Raw genomic sequence first — 17,426 nt, forward strand, 5'->3', positions numbered from 1 at the left:
TTACAACCGGCTGAGATAGTAGGTATATTCAGCTGGTGTTATGGCTTCCAAAATCGATGCGATTTCGTCGCGCTTGACTGCGGCGTAGATCTCTAGGTAGTCGCCAAAGCAATCGGCTGCAATTTGCGATCCGGCAAAGCGTTCAACCGCGCTGGTCCAGTCATGCCCCAGCGGCTTGGCCGGTGTGCAATCGGGGTCATCCAACGGGCGCTGTAAGGCCGGGGCGGTGTTCAAACCGTGGATCATGCCACCAAGGATGGCGGTCAGGACAAGATAAGGGTTGGTGTCCGCGCCGCTGATGCGGTGTTCAAGCCGGGCTCCGGGCCCCTTGGTTTCCGGCAGTCGTACTGAGGCCGCGCGGTTGTCCAGACCCCAATCCGGCGTCGCCGGAGCAAAACTGTTGGGCCGAAACCGGCGGTAGGAATTGGCATGGGGCGCAAAGATCACCTGAAGATCGCGCATGCTATCCAGCACACCGGCGACCGCGTTCAGCAGGTTCTTCGAGATGTCTTCACCTGCGGCTGGCGTAAAGATGTTCCCACCTTCGCCGTCGATCACCGAGGCATGGACATGCATGCCATTGCCGGGCTGTTCGGTATAGGGTTTGGCCATGAAGGTCGCCTCATAGCCGTGGCTGGCGACCACGCCCCGCACCAGACGCCGGAACAGGATCGCGGTTTCTGCCGCTGCCAGAGCATCTTCAGTGTGGTGAAAATTGATCTCGAACTGGCCCGGTCCATATTCGGCGATCAAGGTATCCGTGGCCAGGCCCTGCGCGGCGCTGACCGACAGGATTTCGTTCAGGATCGCCTCGCGCCGAGACAGCAGTTCCATGTCATAGTTCTGCGCGTCTGGGCTGAAGGAGGGCGGCACTGGTGCCTCGGATCGCTCGGAACGCGCGCGCAGGATATAGAATTCCAACTCGGTCGCCACAACCGGGCGCCAGCCCTTGTCCTTGAAACGATCCAGCGTGGATTGGAGCAATGCCCGCGGCGAATTGGGGCTGATCGTACCGCCCATATCGGTCATCTCGACCAGTACTTGCGCCACGTTTCCCGGCAGCCACGGGGCCGGATGCAGCGTGCCCGGGATCGGCACGAGAATACCGTCGGGATCTCCGACCTCGATTCCCAGCCCGGTCTCGGCGACCTCATTGCCCATGATCGCAGGGGCATAGGTCGACAGAGGTAGCCGAACCGCCCCTTTGACCAGTTTGTCGGCCCCGTCTCCGGGCACCCATTTGCCCCGGAGCACCGAGTTCAGGTCACACAGAAGCAAATCGATACGATCCGGCGTACCATGCGCGGCGCAATAGGCGTCGTAGTCTTCAGTAAAACTCATGCGTTTTGTTCCGCCATCTGTTCCTCGCGCTGTCGTTTCTTGACGGCGCGCTTATTCAACAGCGACGCGGTGATCGTCCCAAAGGTGACCAGCGCGATCAGGATCGTCGACAACGCGTTGATCTCGGGCGTCACACCCAACCGGACCGAGCTGTAGATCCGGATCGGTAGCGTGGTCGAGGATGGGCCCGACACGAAGGACGAGATTACCAGATCATCCAGTGACAGCGTCAGGGCGAGCAACCATCCCGAGATCACCGCCGGGGCGATAATCGGTAATGTCACCAGTCGGAACGCATCAAAGGGCGAACATCCCAGATCCAGCGCGGCCTCTTCCACCGAGCGGTCAAAACTGACCAGGCGCGAACTGACCACCACCGACACGTAGCACATCGAAAAAGTCGTGTGCGCCAGGATGATCGTGAAAATGCCCCGGTCCAGACCGATGGAAATGAACAGCAGCAGCAGCGAAAGACCGGTGATAACCTCGGGCATTACCAGCGGTGCATAGATCATGCCCGAAAACAGCGTCCGCCCAAAGAACCGGCCGCCCCGGACCAGAACATAGGCGGCCATCGTCCCCAGAACCGTGGCAATGATCGACGACGCAAAGGCCACTTTCAGCGTCACCAGGGCCGCATCAAGAAAGGCTTCGTTCTTGACGAGCTCTCCGTACCATTTGGTCGAGAACCCGCCCCAGACCGTCACCAACCGGGATTCATTGAAGCTGTAGATGACCAAAATGACCATCGGCAGGTACAGAAATGCAAAACCAAGCGTAAGCGAGGTTGCATTGAACCAGGTCAGACGCCTCATTGCTCGGCCTCCATCAATTTCTGCTCGTTGCGCTGATACAGCACGATCGGGATGATCAGGATCAGCAGCAGGATCACAGCCACGGCACTTGCGACGGGCCAGTCGCGGTTCGAGAAGAACTCTTCAAACAGGACCTTACCGATCATCAGCGTCTCAGAGCCGCCCAGCAGCGACGGGATGACGAATTCACCCAGCGCCGGAATGAAGACCAGGAAACATCCTGCGATCACGCCCGCCTTGGACAGCGGGATCGTTACCAGCCAGAAGGCAGATGTGCGCGAACACCCAAGGTCCTCTGCGGCCTCGAGCAGCGAACCGTCCAGCTTTTCCAGCGTCGAATAGATCGGCAGGATCATGAACGGGCAATAGGTATAAACGATACCGATATAGACGGCAGTGTTGGTGTTCAGAATGGTCAGCGGTTCGCCGATGATGCCCAACGCCAACAGGATCTGGTTCAAGAACCCCTCTTGGCTGAGAATACCCATCCAGGAATACACCCGGATCAGAAAGCTGGTCCAGAAGGGCAGGATCACCAGCATCAGAAGCGTCGGGCGCCACTCGTCCGAGGCATTGGCCATACCATAGGCGATCGGGAATCCGACCAGAAGGCAGAGAAAGGTTGAGATCAACGCGATTCTGAGGCTGGAGAGATAGCTTTTCCAGTACAGATCGTCGGTGGTCAGGAACACGTAATTCTCGAAATCCAGTTCGGACCAGAACTCTTTGATCGCGCTCCAGCCGCCAGAGATATCCAGCGTCGGGGTATACGGTGGAATCGCAAGCGCCGTATCCGAAAGCGAGATTTTCAGCACGATCCCGAACGGAATGAGAAACAGTACCAAAAGCCAGACATAGGGCGTGGCGATCAGGAAAAAACGGCGGTAGTTCATCGTCTTCTCCTGTTATTTGTCCAGAACAATGCCGGCGGTCTCGGTCCATGAAAGCCAGACGTCATCTTCCCAGGTCAGCGACCGGCGTGCGATACGCCGGTTGTTGGCGGCCTGAGCCTTGACCATGGTTCCGTTCGCTAGCTCGACCTTGTAGGTCGAGATATTGCCGAGATAGGCGATGTCGTGGATCTTGCCGCTCACAACATTTGTCTTGTCGTCGGGACGTTCCTTGCTGATCGAGACCTTTTCGGGACGCACCGCGAAGGTGCAGCGGGCTTCGATGTCCGGCGCGTGCGGGCATTCGGCAACCAGAGGCGGCTGACCTTCGGCCCAGAACAGTTCGATCTTGCCATCACTCCGCGGCTTGGTGTTGCCTTCGATCAGGTTCACGTCGCCAATGAAGTCGGCAACATAAACCGAGTTCGGCGTCTCGTAGATTCTGGCCGGGGTCTCGACCTGTACCAGTTTGCCGTGATCCATAACCGCGATACGGCTGGCGACGGTCATTGCCTCTTCCTGATCGTGGGTCACGATGACAAAAGTGGTGCCGGTCTTTTCCTGAATGTCCATCAGTTCAAATTGCGTGTCCTGACGCAGCTTCTTGTCCAGCGCGCCAAGCGGTTCGTCCAGCAGCAACAATTTGGGGGCCTTGGCCAGCGCCCGCGCCAAGGCGACGCGCTGCCGTTGGCCGCCTGAAATCTGGTGAGGTTTGCGCTTTGCAAACTTGTCCAGCTGGACGAGCTTGACCATTTCTTCGACCCGCTCTTCGACCTGAGCTTTGGGCATGTTGTCCCGTCTCAGGCCGAACGCGATATTGTCCCAGACGGTCAGATGCGGGAACAGCGCATAGCTTTGGAACATCATGTTCACGGCGCGTTTGTTCGGAGGAACGGCGGCCATATCCTGACCATCAATTGTGATGACGCCCTTGGACGGAGTCTCGAATCCACCCAACATCCGCATCAAGGTGGTTTTACCGCAGCCCGAGGGACCAAGCAGCGCAAAGAACTCACGTGGGTAGATGTCCAAGTTGATGTCGTCAATTGCGGTGAAACTACCAAAATTCTTGGTTACCGATTTGAACGATATCAGCGGCGTTGCCTGAGGATCATCCCATGGTGCGAACTCTGTCGCAACAACAGGAGCAGTCATTCCTAGTCCCTCCTACCCAGAAAAATTTACGCCTGCCCGAGTGTGGGCAGGCGATCTTTTAACTATTTTTCACCTCAGGTGCCGGACTTGACCTTGGTCCACAAGCGCGTGACAGACCTTTGTGTCTTGGGGTCATAAGGCGTCGTGGTATAGAGCTTTTCAAGCGTTTCTTCGTCCGGATAGATGGCCGTATCGCCAATCACGTCCTCGCTCAGAAACTCCTGAGACGCTTTGTTGCCATTGGCGTAGTAGACATAGTTCGATGCAGCCGCCATGTTCTTGGCGTCCAAAATGAAGTTCAGGAATTTGTGCGCGGCTTCCGGGTTCGGTGCATCGACCGGAATCGCCATTTGGTCGAACCACATAAGCGCGCCTTCGCTGGGTGCGTTGTAAGCGATTTCAACACCGTTCTCAGCTTCGGCGGCGCGGTCGCGCGCTTGCAGGATGTCGCCGGACCAACCGAAGGCAACGCAGATGTCACCGTTTGCCAGCGCGTTTATGTATTCCGAACTGTGGAATTTCTTGACGTAGGGCCGGACGCCCATAAGGACCTCTTCGGTCTTGCCAATGACCTCAGCGTCGTGGCTGTCCGGATCTTCACCCAGATAGGCCAGCGCTGCCGGGATCATTTCGCTGGGTGCATCCAGAAAATAGACGCCGCATTCGGCCAGTTTGGACATGTTTTCGGGGTTGAACACCAGGTCCAGCGATCCGACGGGTGCGTCATCCCCAAGCACCTCCTTGACCTTGTTGACGTTTACGCCAATGCCGGTCGTGCCCCACATATAGTTGATCGAATAGGCATTTTCGGGGTCATACTGAACAGTACGCTGTTCAATGACGTCCCACAGGTTGCCAGCGTTCGGCAGTTGTTCAGAGCTCAGCTTTTGGAACGCACCGGCCGAAATCTGGCGTTGCAGGAAAGTGCCCGATGGGACAACGACGTCATAGCCGGAACCACCCGAGAGCATTTTGGTTTCCAGAACCTCGTTGCTGTCGAACACGTCGTAGACGAGTTTGATGCCGGTCTCTTCTTCGAATTTGGAAAGCAGCTCTTCGTCGATATAGTCGGACCAGTTGTAGACGCGCACTTCCTCGGCCCAGGCGGCCTGCGACACGAGTGCAACCGCCAGGACGGCGGTGCCGGACTTCAATTTCTGCATGTGGTTCTCCCTCTCTGAGCGTATTGGTGATCAGCTCACTGTGGTATAATTTTGATCAAAATATGATTCGTTGCAACCCTCTCGAAAAAAATTTGATAAAATTATAGTTGTTGGATAGGCTGCAACCCCGGACGCCCGACGCACGAAAGATGAGAGATGAACCGCTTAGTAGGCAAAAAACCCGAGCACGAGACGATTTACGGCCGCGTCAAGGAAATGATTTTGTTCGGTGAATTCATACCGGGCCAGCCTATTACCATACTTGGTTTGTCGGAAACACTCGGCGCGGGCGTTACGCCGGTCAGAGAGGCGATCCGCAGGCTGACCGCCGAAGGTGCGCTGAACGCGCTGGAAAACCGCCGTGTCGAGGTGCCCGAGATGACCGAGCATCGGCTACGACAGATCAAGCTGGCCCGGATGTCGCTCGAGCCTTCTTTGGCCGTCATGGCAGCGGAAAACTTCCGTGAACAGGACATTGAAAAGCTCGAACAACTAGACAGGCTGGTCGATCGGGCTATCGAAATTGGCGATGTTCAAGCCTATCTCGAGGCGAACTATCAGTTTCATTTCGTGTTCTATGCAGCAGCGGATGCCTCGATCCTGCAACGTATAGCGGAATCCCTATGGTTGCAGGTTGGGCCGTCGCTGCGTGTTGTTTGCGGGCGCTTCGGAACCGCAAACCTGTTGGATCAGCACCGCGAGGCAATCACCGGTTTGCGCGACGGCGATGTCGAAAGGGTGCGAACGGCAATCGAAGAAGACATTCGCCAGGGCATGGATGTTGTCGCGCAAACCTTGCCGAAAGCGGATTAGGCGCCTGGGTTAGTCTCGTTCGAAAGGTAGAGATTGACTCATCTCAATTTTTGATCAAAATACCTTCAAGTGAAAAGGAGCACCTCAGTTTGCGGGGTGCTGTGGAGGTTTTGATGGAAAAGGCGAGCCGTAATCAGTGGCAAGACTCTCTGCCCGAAGAGTTCGTGGCCTATGCGCAAGGTCGTCGAATCGATGAGGTCGAGTGCATTGTGCCCGACCTGGCTGGCACCTCGCGCGGTAAGGCGATGCCCTGCGCGAAGTTCGATCCGAAAACCGAGCTGGCGCTGCCGGTATCTCTCTTTTATCAGACCATCTCGGGCGAATATGTCGATATGGAGATTGAGAACCAGTGGCTTGAGCAAGACGTCGTGCTGAGGCCCGATATGGATACCGCCTGTTCGATCCCGTGGTCGCCCGATCTATCGCTGCAAGTGATCTGCGATATGTTCAATCGCGACGGTTCGCCGTTGGACATTGCACCGCGGACGGTACTGCGACGTGTGCTGAAAGCCTATAGCGATCGAGGTTGGAAACCTGTGATCGCACCGGAGCTTGAGTTCTATCTGACCAAGCCAAACCTCGATCCGAACGAAGAAATCGAACCGCCTCTGGGCCGCACCGGCCGCAAGGGCGCCAGCCGCCAGGTGTATTCGATGGCCGCTGTCGACGAATACGGTGCCGTGATTGACACGATCTATGACTATGCCGAGGCGCAGGGTCTGGAAATCGATACCGTCATTCAGGAAGGCGGCGCTGGTCAGATCGAAATCAATCTGATGCACGGCGATCCACTGCGTCTGGCTGATCAGGTCTTCTACTTCAAACGGACCATCCGAGAGGCGGCGCTCAAGAACGGGGTGTTCGCAACCTTCATGGCCAAGCCCATCCGGGACGAACCGGGCAGCGCCATGCATGTGCATCAAAGCATCGTGGACGCGGCGACGGGGCAGAACATCTTCTCAAACGCCGACGGGACCGCGTCGGATCTGTTCCGCTGGTTCATCGGCGGGTCCCAGAAATACCTGATGCAAGTCGTGCCGCTGCTTGCGCCCTATGTGAATTCATACCGTCGGATCACCGTCGATGGGCAAAGCGCGCCCGCAAATATCGAATGGGCGTCGGATAACCGGACAACAGGGCTGCGGGTGCCGCATTCGGGTCCTAACGCGCGACGCCTGGAAAATCGTGTCATCGGCATGGATTGCAACCCTTACATCGCCATCGCGGCTTCGCTGGCCTGCGGGGTGCTGGGTATGATGAACAAGGTCGAACCGCGCGCGGAAGCCAAGAAAGAGGTCTGGGAGGCCGAAGAGCCCTTACCCGCCAGCCTGCGCGAAGCGCTGGATAGTTTTGACGAAGCCACGGAAATTCACGCCCTTATGGGTGAAGAATTCTGCCGCCTTTACGCGGATATCAAACGCGCTGAAAACGAAGAATACCAGCGTGAAATTTCTCCCTGGGAACGCCAGCACCTGTTGCTGAACGTCTGATCTGAGAGGTCGCCATGACAATCGTAGCAAACCATTTGCCCACCGCCGAACTGCAAGCCATTGATGCGGCTCACCATATGCATCCGTTCACGACGGGCAAGGACATCAACCGGAACGGTGCGCGCATCATCACCAGTGCCAAAGGGGTCTGGTTGAAGGACAGCGAGGGGTCAGAGATTCTGGACGGGATGGCGGGTCTTTGGTGCGTGAACATCGGCTACGGCCGTCAGGAGATGGCCGATGCCGCCGCGCGTCAGATGCAGGAACTGCCTTACTACAACACGTTTTTTCAGACCTCCCACGTTCCCGCACTGTTGCTGGCACAGAAACTGGCCGAGCTTGCCCCGGGCGATCTGAACCACGTGTTCTTTGCCAACGGTGGTTCGGACGCGAACGACACCAACATCCGCATGGTACGTACGTATTGGGCAGAGAAAGGCCAGCCCGAGCGGGACGTGATCATCTCGCGCTGGAACGCTTATCACGGATCGACCATCGGCGGCACCTCGCTCGGTGGGATGAAAGGCATGCACGGACAAGGCGGGTTGCCGATCCCGGGCATCGAATTCATTGACGAGCCGAATTGGTGGGCGCAAGGCGGCGATCAGTCGCCCGAGGATTTCGGGCTGGAACGTGCCCGTCAGCTGGAAGAAAAAATACTAGAACTCGGCCCCGAGAAAGTTGCGGCCTTCATCGGCGAGCCAATTCAGGGTGCAGGTGGTGTCATCATCCCGCCATCGACCTACTGGCCTGAAATCCAACGGATCTGTGACAAATACGATATTCTGCTGATCGTGGATGAAGTGATTTGCGGATTTGGACGGACCGGAAACTGGTTCGGCTCGCAAACTCTGGGCATAACGCCCGATATCATGACCGTGGCCAAGGGGCTCAGCTCGGGCTATGCGCCGATTGGCGCGTCAATCGTCACGGACAAGGTGGCCGAGGTCATCAACGGCACCGAGTTCAATCACGGCTACACCTATTCCGGCCATCCCGTGGCCTGCGCGGTTGCTTTGGAAAACCTGCGCATCCTTGAAGAAGAAAAGGTGGTTGAGCATGTTCAGAACGTGGCCGCGCCTTATCTCAAGGAAAAGTGGGAAGCCCTTGCCGATCACCCGCTGGTGGGCGAGGCGCGTATCCAGGGTCTGATGGGATCGATCGCGCTGACGCCGAACAAGGAAACCCGCGCGCCTTTCGTGGCAGATGCCGGAACCGTTGGATATATCTGCCGCGAACGGTGCTTTGCCAACAGCGTCATCATGCGCCATGTGGGGGATCGGATGATCATTTCGCCTCCGCTGGTCATCACCCGCGGCGAAATTGATACGCTGATCGAACGCGCCCGCAGGTCGCTTGACGAATGTCTCGAGCAAATCCGCTCGGACGGGATTTTCAAAGCCGCCTGAACCGAGAGCATCCGATGGACCTGCTGACCGCAAACGACCGTCAGGGCGAATACCCGAACTCGTACTATGCTGACGTTGCCGAAACACTCGCCCCGTTCCCAAAGGCGCAGGGACCGCTGGAATGCGATGTCTGTGTGATCGGGGCTGGTTTTACCGGCCTGTCGGCCGCCTATCATCTGGCGCAGCGAGGCTATGACGTGGTGGTGCTGGACGCCCAAAGGGTGGGTTTTGGCGCGTCGGGTCGCAATGGCGGGCAGGTCAGCATGGGTCAGCGGGTCGACCAGGACGAGCTTGAAGGCATGGTTGGCGACGCGCATGCACGTCGGCTTTGGGATATCGGTGCGCAAGCGGTGGATCTGGTCAGGTCGCTGACAAAGCTGCCTGAGGTGCGGACCGAATTCCACGACGGTGTGATCCACACCGTCCATCGGGAGCGGTATCACGTCCACAACATCGAATATGCCGAACATATGTCCAGCAAATACGGCTATGATAAGATACGTCTGCTGGACAAGGAAGAATGCCGCCATCTGGTGAACTCACCGGCCTATTACGGCGGAACGCTCGATATGGGCGCAGGGCACGTCAACCCGTTCGAACTGGTGCTTGGACTGGCCCGTCTGGCGGTGAAATCCGGCGTTCGTATTTTTGAGCAGTCCAAAGTTAAAAAGGTCGATGAAGGTGATCCTGCGCTTGTGACGACCGAGGGCGGCACCGTAAAGGCGCGCTATGTGGTCATGGGTTGCAACGGCTACCTTGGCGACATGCACAAGCACGTGGCCAAACGGGTCATGCCGATCAACAACTTCATTGTGTCCACAGAACCGATGAGCCCGGATGCGCAGGAACAGATCATCCGCAATAACTATGCGGTCGCCGACAGCAAATTCGTGATCAATTATTTCCGGTTCTCGGACGATCATCGCCTGTTATTCGGCGGTACCGAAAGCTATGGCTATAAGTTCCCCTCCGATATCGCCTCGGCGGTGCGTAAACCGATGACCGAGATTTTCCCGCAATTGAAAGGTGTTGGCATCGACCACGCCTGGGGCGGTACTTTGGGGATCACCATGAACCGCATGCCGCATTACGAGCGGATCAATGGCAACATCCTGTCGCTTTCCGGTTTCTCGGGGGCTGGGGTCGCGCTGGGGACATTATCGGGCCAAATCGCGGCCGAGGCGATCGCCGGTCAAGCGGAACGCTTTGACATCATGGCGAAAGTGCCGACAAAAACCTTTCCGGGTGGACCGATGCTCCGCTCGCCACTTTTGGTTCTGGCAATGCTGTGGTTCAGCCTGCGCGACAAGTTATGAAATCGGATTGCGCCCGTTCAGAGGTTCTGGTGAGGAACAAGCCAATATTGCGCTATGGCACCGCCCGAAACACCGTCAGCCGCGCATGACCAGGGCGGGATGTTGACCCGTTACCCGGCGAAGTTCTGATACGGCCAGGGCCAGGGCGGGTCCGACCTCTTCTTCTATGCGTTTTTCTGTCAACAGATCCGAGGCTGAGCCAGCCAGGAACGACACGGGTTCGCTCAGATCTGCGGGCCGATAGGGAACTGCGGCGGCGTTGATCTTGTCCGAGTATCTCTCTGACCCGCGCGCCTGAGTAAATCCATCGGCCAGCAGGTCATCCCTTGCCTGTGACCGGACGCGCGACAGCTCCGAACGCTCAGAGGCATCGATCCCCAAAGGGCTCTCGACCAGTTTCTGAAACTCGGCATCGTCCAGCGCCCCCAGAAAGGCCTTGCCGCTGGAAGAGGTCGGCAGCGGCATGCGGTACCCCACATCCAGCCAGATCGCCGGCGAGTCAGCAGGGCGCCAGGCCTTGGTCATCAGCATGCGATGGTCGTCGCGGATGCTGATCGCGGCCAGTGTACCTGTTTCGTCCGCAAATCCCTGCATGATGGGCGAGGCAACCTCGACAAAGGAAAACGCGGCGGCGGCAATGTTCCCAAGTGCCAGCGCAGCTGGGCCCAGCCGGTATTTGTCGTGCTTACGCTTGTGGCTGAGATATCCCAAAGCGCACAAGGTGAACGTCAGCCGCGAAACCGTGGGTCTGGGAATGCCGGTCCTTTCCGAGATTTCAAGATTGCCCAACCCATCATCGGTTGGCCGAAAAGCCCGCAAGATGGTCAAGCCCCGTGCCAGTGTGTTTGCGTATCGTTTGTCCGAGGTGTCGGTCACCGTGCTGCTCCCTGATCCCATCCAGTTTCTGGTCGCAAACTTACAAATCGTTCCAAATGGTAATCAGCATCGCCGAACAGGTGATCAATCATGACAAGCCTGCGGGCAAAAAACGAAAGGGCGTATTCATCGGTCATGCCAATACCGCCATGCATCTGGATGCTCTCCTCGGCCACCAGAGTGCCCACCCTGCCGATCAGGTTTTTTGCGGCGCTGACATGGCGTTCCCGCAAAGCGCGCGGTTGATCCAGATTACCGGCCAGATTGATCACCGCGGAACGGGCCTGTTCAACTTCGATCAGCATATCCGCCATGCGGTGCTGCAGGGCCTGGAACTTGCCGATCGGAACACCGAACTGCTTGCGTTCTTTCAGGTAATCGATCGTCATCGCTTTGATGGCCTCCATCGCGCCAATGGCCTCGGCGCAGATGGCGCAGAGGCCCCGGGCCACGACAGCCTCGACGGCGCCGTGGGCCGCACCTGCCGCGAGTAGCCGCGCGTCTGTGGGAAGTACCACGTTATCCAAGGTCACCGTCGCCGCAGAATTACCATCGAAATTGGTGTGACCGACACGTGTGACGCCTTTGGCGTCAGCGGGTACCAAAAACAGGGATATCCCGTATTCATCCGCTAGGCTTCCGCGTTCGCGGGCCGATACGACCAATGAATGAGCCTGCGCACCGAATAACACATGCGTTTTGATACCGTTGAGGATCAGCGTCCCGCTGTCTTGCGTCGCGGTGGTTTCAACATGGTTCAGGTCATATCGCGACGCGGGTTCAGTCAGAGCCAGCGTGGCGATATGGCTGCCCTGAATGATCTGTTCCAGCAAATCCGCGCGGCCATCCCCGGCAATCAGCCCGCCTGCCAGAACCGCGGGAAGAACCGGCTCGATCACACCGGCACGGCCGAGCTCTTCAAAAACAACGCTAAGATCGAACCCCGCGCCACCGAACCCGCCCTGATCTTCCGGAAATAGCGCGTTCAGAATGCCCAGATTGGCGAGGTCTGAAAAAATCTCCGCGTCGAAACTATGCCCCGAGGCAATCACCTGCTGGCGATGATCATGGCTGTATTTGTCTACCAAGAACCGCCTTAGCGTATCGCGCAACATTCGGCGTTCTTCGGTCAGATTGAAATCCATTAGCAAGTTACCCTTTCAGAGCCCAAGAATGGACTTGGCGATGATGGTGCGTTGCACCTCGTTCGAGCCGCCAAAGATCGAAAGCTTGCGCATGTTGAAATAGGTCGGGGCGGCGGCTGCGGCGTGTTCCGGACCCATGGCCTCGGCATTGTCACCGCCGTTCAGGAAGTCGCTTTGAAACGGCATCGCATCCGGTCCGATAGCTCGGCGCAGCAACGCCGTCAGCTCTTGCCGAATGACGGTTCCCTTGACCTTCAGCATCGAGCTTTCCGGCCCCGGGGCCTGTCCCTGCGCCGCTGCCGAGACAACCCGCAGGTTGGTCGTGGCCATCGCCATCAGATCGATCTCGACCTGAGCCATCCGCGCGGCGAACAACGGGTTTCGGGACAGGGGTTTACCCCCCGACTGGGCCTGATCCGCAACATGTTTCACGGTTTCCAGCGCGGCGTTGGAAAAGCCGACCCCGGCTATATTGGTGCGCTCGTGTGTCAGCAGGTATTTGGCATAGGTCCAGCCTTCGTTTTCTTTGCCAACGAGGTTTTCCGCGGGCACGCGGACATTGTCGAAGAACACTTCGTTGACCTCGGCCTCACCATCGATCAGCACGATGGGCCGAACGGTGATGCCCGGCGTCTTCATGTCGATCAGCAGAAAGGAAATACCTTCCTGTTTCTTGGCATCTGGGTCGGTCCTTACCAGGCAGAAGATCCAGTCGGCGTGCTGGCCGAGCGTAGTCCAGGTTTTCTGGCCGTTGACGACATATGAATCGCCATCGCGCACCGCGCGGGTTTTGAGCGAAGCCAGATCGGACCCGGCGCCCGGCTCGGAATAACCCTGGCACCACCAATCCTGACCATTCAGGATACGGGGCATAAACCGCTGTCGCTGTTCCTCGGTGCCGAAGGCCAGCAACACCGGGGCCAACATGTTGAGCCCAAAGGGTACGGTGCGCGGGGCATGGGCCAGACAGGCCTCTTCCTCGAAGATTTGCCGCTGAACCGCGTTCCATTCGCAGCCACCATACTGGCGCGGCCAGTTTTGCGCCAACCAGCCGCGCTCATTCAGCAGGCGGTGCCACAGTTCGTATTCGGCCTTGCCCAATCGTTTGCCCAGCCGCACCTTCTCGCTAAGATCGCGGGGCAGGGTGCTGTTCAGCCAGTCCCGCACCTCGGCGCGAAAGGCCTGTTCCTCAGCAGTATGGTTCAGGTCCATCCGGTACGCCCTCAGTAGATTTCGAACAAACCAGCTGCGCCCATGCCGCCGCCGATGCACATGGTGACGACGCCCAGTTTCGCGCCCCGCCGTTTACCCTCAAGCATCAGATGCCCGGTCATGCGCGCACCGGTCATGCCAAACGGGTGACCGATGGAGATCGAGCCCCCGTTGACGTTGCAAATCTCGGGGTCGATCCCCAGACGGTCGCGACAATAAAGCGCCTGAGATGCAAACGCCTCATTCAGCTCCCACAAGTTGATATCATCGACCTTCAGGCCGTGTCGTTGCAGCAAGCGCGGTACGGCAAAGACCGGACCGATCCCCATCTCGTCCGGTTCGCATCCCGCGACGACAAAGCCCTTGAACGCGCCAAGCGGTTCGACACCTTCCCTGGCGGCCAGTTCACTGTCCATCAGCACTAGCGCCGCCGCCCCGTCTGAAAGCTGCGAGGCGTTGCCAGCGGTCACGAAATGACCGTCGCCACGTACCGGGGCAAGTCCTGCCAGCCCTTCAAGCGTGGTGTTGGGGCGGTTGCAGTCATCCATGGCAAAGGTCACCTCTTTGCGGGTGACCTCTCCGGTCTCACGATCTTTGAATGCCTGAGTCACATTGATCGGTACAATCTCATCATCCAGCTTGCCCGCTGTCTGGGCTGCGGCGGTCCGCTTCTGGCTTTCGAATGCCAGTTCGTCCTGCGCTTCGCGGCTGATGCCATATCGAGCCGCCACGATATCCGCCGTTTCGATCATCGACAGATAGAGTTCAGGTTTGTTTTCAACGATCCAGCTTTCCTGCGCCTGCGGGGGGCGGGTTGGCGGCATCTGGCTGATGCTTTCCACGCCTGCACCGATCGCTGCCGGGGCCCCTTCCATTACGATGGAATGCGCTGCCATGGCCACTGATTGCAGACCGGATGAGCAGAACCGGTTTACTGTCGCGGCAGAGACACTGACTGGCAAACCCGCTCGGATCACCGACTGACGCGCGATGTTGGAGCCGGTCCAGCCTTCGGGATATCCGCAGCCGACAAATGCGTCTTCGATCAGGGCCGCATCGATCCCGGCACGTTTGACCGCATGTTCGATGACATGTCCGCCCATGGTCGCGCCATGGGTCTCGTTGAACGCGCCGCGATAGGATTTGGCCAATCCGGTGCGCGCGGTCGAAACAATGACGGCCTGTTTCATCTGCATCTCTCCTTAACTGTTGAGGCTGGCAAAGGTCCGACCCTCGGCCACCAGTTGTTCCAGCAGCGGCGCGGGTTGCCAGAAGCGTTCGTTCTCAGGCTGAAAACGCCGCGTATTTTCCAGGATTTTGGACAGTCCCACCGTATCTGCATAATGCATCGGCCCGCCGCGCCAGCGCGGATAGCCATAGCCATTCATCAGTATGACATCGACATCCAGAGGCCTCAGAGCAATGCCTTCTTCGACAACACGGGCCGCTTCGTTCACCATGGCTGCCATATAGCGGTCGACTATCTCGTCCTTGCCGATCTGGCGGGGCTGGATACCTTTCTCGGTGCGCTCAGCAGCGATGATATCCTCGACTTCCGGGTCGGGTTTGCCAGTTTTGGCGCCTTCGTCATAGATATAGAACCCCCGACCGGTTTTGCGCCCGAACCGGCCCATCTCGCAAATGCGGTCGATGAATTCGGGGTAAACCTCGTTCGGGTCGCGGGTGGGGGCCAGTCGCTTGCGGTTGGCCCAGCCGATGTCCAGACCGGCCAGATCGCTGACCGCAAAGGGACCCATCGCAAGACCGAACCCCGTCAACGCGGTGTCCACGTCAAAGGGGCTGGCGCCGGCCAGAACCGTTTGGTAGATCGCCTTGTTGTAATGTGACAGGATACGGTTGCCTATGAACCCGTCGCAAACCACGGCACGCACGGCGATTTTCTTCAACTTTTTTGCCAACGCAAATGCCGTTGCGGTGACGTCCGGTGCCGTCACATCGCCCACCACGACCTCGAGCAAACGCATCACATGCGCGGGCGAAAAGAAATGCAGCCCAATAACGTCCTGCGGGCGATTGGTGATCGCGGCAATGGCGTTCAGATCCAGATATGAGGTATTTGAGGCCAGTATGGCGCCAGGTTTGCAGATAGTATCCAACTGGGTAAACACCTCTTGCTTGACCTCCATGCTTTCAAAGACTGCTTCGATGACCAGGTCTGCCGTGGCCAGATCGGTGTAATTGTCGCTGGTGCGGAAGCGATCTGACAGAATTTCGTCATAGACCTGTTGGCCTATTTTGCCGCGCTTGACCGCGCCTGCCAGAAGGGACGAGACGGTTGCGCGGGCGCGCTCGACTGCCTCGGCGTCACGTTCGATCAGCGTAACATGCAACCCGGCCAAAAGTGCGTTGGTGGCAATGCCGGCGCCCATTGTGCCACCGCCGATCACGCCGATTGCGTTAATGTCGCGCGGTGTCACGCCGTCGATTTCCGGTAGTTTCGAGACCGTGCGTTCAGAAAAGAACGCATGGATCAGCGCCGCTCGCTGGTCGGATTGCATCAGTTCCATAAACAGGGCGCGTTCCCGGGCCAGACCTTCGGCAAACGGCAAGTCACACGCGGCCTGAATTGCATCCACGCATTTCTGCGGAGCCAGCTGCCCATGCGCCTTTCTTCCAAGTTGCGCGCGCGCTGCGTCGAAAATTTCGGGTGCTGCCGCAGGGGCAGATAAGGCGCTGATCGGGCGGGGGCCTTTTCCTTCGGACAAAACCGCGCGGGCCATCTCGATGCCGACGCGGCGCGTATCCGTGCCTTGGGAAACGTGGTCGATCAGGCCCATGCTCAACGCTTTTGCGGCTCCGATCATCTTGCCTGAGGTTATCATTTCGATAGCCGCCTCGACAGGGACGACACGTGTCAGGCGCTGGGTGCCGCCAGCGCCGGGCAACAGGCCCAACGACACTTCGGGCAAGCCGAAACGCGCGCTTTCCACCGCCACCCTGTAATGCGCACCTAATGCCACCTCGAGCCCGCCGCCCAATGCGGTGCCGTGAATCGACGCGATCACGGGGATGGGCGAAGCTTCGATTTCGTTAATCAGGTCCGGCAAGTAGGGTTGCTGCGGCGGCTTGCCGAATTCTCGAATATCGGCCCCGGCAAAAAAACTGCGGCCTTCGCAGCAGATTACAATCGCTTTCGCGGTTTGCTGCGAATGGATTTGCGCAAACGCGTCCTGAAGCCCTGCGCGCACTGCGTGAGACAGCGCATTTACCGGAGGGTTATTAGTGAGGATGATCGCAATTTCGTCTTCCAGAATGACTTGGACAGGGGATGTCACGAGGGTCTTCTCCGACTGCAGGGCACCGAGGGATTGTGATGACGCTGGAAGGTAAATCGCTTGGGCTATAATTTCAATATGTGAAATTTGATTTGAAAAAATGGAATTTCGAAACTGAAGATACACCGTATGATTTGCGGTGACAGCGGCTAGGTTTAGTGGTTACGGCAACAAAAAAGCCTGTGTACTGTAACGCGCACAGGCGGTAGGTGTTTAGACTGGCCAAAAAGCGAGGTGGCACCCCGCCAAGATCAGTTGGCCTCGAAAGCGGCGTAGATCTTGCGCACTGGTGTTACCGATTCCCAGGTGCCGATGAACCCAGCGGGGATGACAAAGGCATCGCCCGAATTGTAGGTCCAGCTGTCGCCGTTTCGGGTCTCGATCCTGACGGTGCCGTCCAATATCACGCACAATTCGTTCTCGTCATAGCTGACGCTCAGCTTGCAGGCTTGGCTGGACCATTGTCCCACATGAAACTGGCTGGTGCTGTCAGAAAAGGCGTTCC

At 58.0% G+C, this 17,426-nt stretch carries 15 protein-coding genes; 4 read left to right on the plus strand and 11 right to left on the minus strand.

What is annotated here, in order from left to right:
* The 5 genes from ACR0JA_RS14625 to ACR0JA_RS14645 form a co-directional block, all read right to left on the minus strand.
* The gene (locus ACR0JA_RS14625) at window positions 1-1,341 is read right to left on the minus strand and encodes a glutamine synthetase family protein (protein ID WP_480576140.1); all 1,341 of its coding nucleotides are present in this window, start codon (window positions 1,339-1,341) and stop codon (window positions 1-3) included.
* Window positions 1,338-2,156 (minus strand): ABC transporter permease, encoded by an 819-nt coding sequence (locus tag ACR0JA_RS14630; RefSeq protein ID WP_480576143.1) that lies wholly within the window; start codon window positions 2,154-2,156, stop codon window positions 1,338-1,340. The genes ACR0JA_RS14625 and ACR0JA_RS14630 overlap by 4 nt, the downstream gene beginning before the upstream one ends.
* The gene (locus ACR0JA_RS14635) at window positions 2,153-3,049 is read right to left on the minus strand and encodes an ABC transporter permease subunit (RefSeq protein WP_480576146.1); all 897 of its coding nucleotides are present in this window, start codon (window positions 3,047-3,049) and stop codon (window positions 2,153-2,155) included. The genes ACR0JA_RS14630 and ACR0JA_RS14635 overlap by 4 nt, the downstream gene beginning before the upstream one ends.
* A gap of 12 nt (window positions 3,050-3,061) precedes the next feature.
* Window positions 3,062-4,201, minus strand: a complete 1,140-nt coding sequence (locus tag ACR0JA_RS14640) for an ABC transporter ATP-binding protein (RefSeq protein WP_480576149.1) — start codon at window positions 4,199-4,201, stop codon at window positions 3,062-3,064.
* Window positions 4,202-4,275: 74 nt separating this feature from the next.
* A complete protein-coding gene (locus tag ACR0JA_RS14645; RefSeq protein WP_480576152.1) occupies window positions 4,276-5,364 on the minus strand; it encodes a polyamine ABC transporter substrate-binding protein in 1,089 nt (362 codons plus the stop codon).
* Window positions 5,365-5,520: 156 nt separating this feature from the next.
* Between ACR0JA_RS14645 and ACR0JA_RS14650 the strand changes: the two genes are divergently transcribed.
* From ACR0JA_RS14650 to ACR0JA_RS14665, 4 genes are all read left to right on the plus strand, one after another.
* Entirely contained in the window at window positions 5,521-6,177 is a 657-nt protein-coding gene (locus ACR0JA_RS14650) for a GntR family transcriptional regulator (protein ID WP_480576155.1), read from the plus strand.
* A 113-nt stretch (window positions 6,178-6,290) separates the two neighbouring features.
* Window positions 6,291-7,667 carry a glutamine synthetase family protein gene (locus ACR0JA_RS14655; RefSeq protein WP_480576158.1) on the plus strand — a complete coding sequence of 459 codons (1,377 nt, stop codon included), beginning with the start codon at window positions 6,291-6,293 and terminating at the stop codon, window positions 7,665-7,667.
* 14 nt (window positions 7,668-7,681) lie between these two features.
* On the plus strand, window positions 7,682-9,076 hold the full coding sequence (locus tag ACR0JA_RS14660) for an aspartate aminotransferase family protein (RefSeq protein ID WP_480576161.1): 1,395 nt from the start codon (window positions 7,682-7,684) through the stop codon (window positions 9,074-9,076).
* A 14-nt stretch (window positions 9,077-9,090) separates the two neighbouring features.
* A complete protein-coding gene (locus ACR0JA_RS14665; protein ID WP_480576163.1) occupies window positions 9,091-10,392 on the plus strand; it encodes an NAD(P)/FAD-dependent oxidoreductase in 1,302 nt (433 codons plus the stop codon).
* A 75-nt stretch (window positions 10,393-10,467) separates the two neighbouring features.
* Here the strand turns inward: ACR0JA_RS14665 and ACR0JA_RS14670 are convergent, their stop codons facing one another.
* The 6 genes from ACR0JA_RS14670 to ACR0JA_RS14695 form a co-directional block, all read right to left on the minus strand.
* Window positions 10,468-11,268, minus strand: coding sequence for an IclR family transcriptional regulator (locus ACR0JA_RS14670; protein ID WP_480576166.1), 801 nt, complete (start codon window positions 11,266-11,268; stop codon window positions 10,468-10,470).
* Complete coding sequence (locus tag ACR0JA_RS14675; protein ID WP_480576169.1) at window positions 11,265-12,413, minus strand: acyl-CoA dehydrogenase family protein; 1,149 nt, start codon at window positions 12,411-12,413, stop codon at window positions 11,265-11,267. The genes ACR0JA_RS14670 and ACR0JA_RS14675 overlap by 4 nt, the downstream gene beginning before the upstream one ends.
* Before the next feature lie 15 nt (window positions 12,414-12,428).
* Complete coding sequence (locus ACR0JA_RS14680; protein ID WP_480576172.1) at window positions 12,429-13,625, minus strand: acyl-CoA dehydrogenase family protein; 1,197 nt, start codon at window positions 13,623-13,625, stop codon at window positions 12,429-12,431.
* A gap of 11 nt (window positions 13,626-13,636) precedes the next feature.
* Window positions 13,637-14,815 (minus strand): acetyl-CoA C-acyltransferase, encoded by a 1,179-nt coding sequence (locus ACR0JA_RS14685; protein WP_480576175.1) that lies wholly within the window; start codon window positions 14,813-14,815, stop codon window positions 13,637-13,639.
* A 12-nt stretch (window positions 14,816-14,827) separates the two neighbouring features.
* On the minus strand, window positions 14,828-16,921 hold the full coding sequence (locus ACR0JA_RS14690; RefSeq protein WP_480576178.1) for a 3-hydroxyacyl-CoA dehydrogenase NAD-binding domain-containing protein: 2,094 nt from the start codon (window positions 16,919-16,921) through the stop codon (window positions 14,828-14,830).
* Between the two features lie 251 nt (window positions 16,922-17,172).
* Window positions 17,173-17,391, minus strand: coding sequence for a cupin domain-containing protein (locus ACR0JA_RS14695; RefSeq protein WP_480576181.1), 219 nt, complete (start codon window positions 17,389-17,391; stop codon window positions 17,173-17,175).
* Between the last annotated feature and the right edge of the window lie 35 nt (window positions 17,392-17,426).

Source organism: Ruegeria sp. AM4, from assembly GCF_056540665.1.

Bases quoted from the DNA above. Each gene is read 5' to 3' on its own strand.
- ACR0JA_RS14630 (WP_480576143.1), bottom strand. From the start codon at position 2,156: ATGAGGCGTCTGACCTGGTTCAATGCAACCTCGCTTACGCTTGGTTTT.
- ACR0JA_RS14665 (WP_480576163.1), top strand. From the start codon at position 9,091: ATGGACCTGCTGACCGCAAACGACCGTCAGGGCGAATACCCGAACTCG.
- ACR0JA_RS14680 (WP_480576172.1), bottom strand. From the start codon at position 13,625: ATGGACCTGAACCATACTGCTGAGGAACAGGCCTTTCGCGCCGAGGTG.
- ACR0JA_RS14645 (WP_480576152.1), bottom strand. From the start codon at position 5,364: ATGCAGAAATTGAAGTCCGGCACCGCCGTCCTGGCGGTTGCACTCGTG.
- ACR0JA_RS14650 (WP_480576155.1), top strand. From the start codon at position 5,521: ATGAACCGCTTAGTAGGCAAAAAACCCGAGCACGAGACGATTTACGGC.
- ACR0JA_RS14675 (WP_480576169.1), bottom strand. From the start codon at position 12,413: ATGGATTTCAATCTGACCGAAGAACGCCGAATGTTGCGCGATACGCTA.
- ACR0JA_RS14635 (WP_480576146.1), bottom strand. From the start codon at position 3,049: ATGAACTACCGCCGTTTTTTCCTGATCGCCACGCCCTATGTCTGGCTT.
- ACR0JA_RS14640 (WP_480576149.1), bottom strand. From the start codon at position 4,201: ATGACTGCTCCTGTTGTTGCGACAGAGTTCGCACCATGGGATGATCCT.
- ACR0JA_RS14660 (WP_480576161.1), top strand. From the start codon at position 7,682: ATGACAATCGTAGCAAACCATTTGCCCACCGCCGAACTGCAAGCCATT.
- ACR0JA_RS14655 (WP_480576158.1), top strand. From the start codon at position 6,291: ATGGAAAAGGCGAGCCGTAATCAGTGGCAAGACTCTCTGCCCGAAGAG.
- ACR0JA_RS14625 (WP_480576140.1), bottom strand. From the start codon at position 1,341: ATGAGTTTTACTGAAGACTACGACGCCTATTGCGCCGCGCATGGTACG.
- ACR0JA_RS14685 (WP_480576175.1), bottom strand. From the start codon at position 14,815: ATGAAACAGGCCGTCATTGTTTCGACCGCGCGCACCGGATTGGCCAAA.